Source organism: Pseudomonas sp. FSL W5-0299 (assembly GCF_005930655.1).
Classification (GTDB): Bacteria; Pseudomonadota; Gammaproteobacteria; order Pseudomonadales; family Pseudomonadaceae; genus Aquipseudomonas; species Aquipseudomonas mandelii.
Map to the genome: position 1 here is coordinate 1 of NZ_RXHX01000092.1, position 1,326 is coordinate 1,326.

Annotated in this window: 1 protein-coding gene; it reads right to left on the minus strand. The window is 61.6% G+C overall.

Going from position 1 to position 1,326, the window contains the following annotated elements; genetic code table 11:
• Positions 1-2 precede the first annotated feature (2 nt).
• Positions 3-1,326: aldehyde dehydrogenase family protein (locus FHL16_RS33725; RefSeq protein WP_077750544.1), on the minus strand; the 1,324-nt coding region annotated here is incomplete at its 5' end.

The window sequence follows — 1,326 nt, forward strand, 5'->3', positions numbered from 1 at the left end:
GTTTAGAAGAAGCCCAACGGATTGATGTCGTAGCTCACCAGCAGGTTTTTGGTCTGCTGATAGTGATCGAGCATCATCTTGTGGGTTTCACGGCCGACGCCGGACTTCTTGTAACCACCGAACGCGGCATGCGCCGGGTACAGGTGGTAGCAGTTGGTCCACACACGACCGGCCTTGATGGCGCGGCCCATGCGGTAGGCGCGGTTGATGTCGCGGGTCCAGAGGCCGGCACCCAGGCCGAACTCGGTGTCGTTGGCGATGGCCAGGGCTTCGGCTTCGTCCTTGAAGGTGGTGATGCTCACCACCGGGCCAAAGATTTCTTCCTGGAACACGCGCATTTTGTTGGTGCCCTTGAGCAGGGTCGGCTGGATGTAATACCCGGTCGCCAGGTTGCCCTCGAGTTTTTCCACCTTGCCGCCGGTCAACAGCTCGGCGCCTTCACCCTTGGCGATTTCCAGGTACGACAGGATTTTGTCGAATTGCTGCTCGGACGCCTGGGCGCCGACCATGGTGTCGGTGTCCAGCGGGTCGCCACGTTTGATCGACAGGACTTTCTTCATCACCACTTTCATGAAGTCGTCGTAGATCGACTCCTGCACCAGCGCGCGGGAAGGGCAGGTGCAGACTTCGCCCTGGTTGAAGAACGCCAGCACCAGGCCTTCGGCGGCTTTTTCGATGAAGGAAGGTTCGGCCTTCATGATGTCTTCGAAGAAGATGTTCGGCGACTTGCCACCCAGCTCCACGGTAGACGGAATGATGTTTTCGGCGGCGCATTTCATGATGTGCGAGCCGACCGGGGTCGAGCCGGTGAAGGCGATCTTGGCGATGCGTTTGCTGGTGGCCAGGGCTTCGCCGGCTTCTTTGCCGAAGCCTTGAACGACGTTCAGCACGCCCGGCGGCAGCAGGTCGCCGATCAGCTCCATCAGCACAGTAATGCCCAGCGGGGTTTGCTCGGCAGGCTTGAGCACCACGCAGTTACCGGCGGCCAGGGCCGGGGCGAGTTTCCAGGCGGCCATCAGGATCGGGAAGTTCCAGGGGATGATTTGCCCGACCACGCCCAGCGGTTCGTGGATGTGATAGGCCACGGTGTTGCCATCGATCTCGGCGGCGCTGCCTTCCTGGGCGCGGATGCAACCGGCGAAGTAGCGGAAATGGTCGGCGGCCAGCGGGATGTCGGCGTTGAGGGTTTCACGCACGGCTTTGCCGTTGTCCCAGGATTCGGTGATTGCCAGGACTTCCAGGTTCTGTTCAATGCGGTCGGCGATTTTCAGCAGCACCAGCGAGCGCGCCTGGGCGGACGTGGCGCCCCAGGCATCGGCAGCGGCG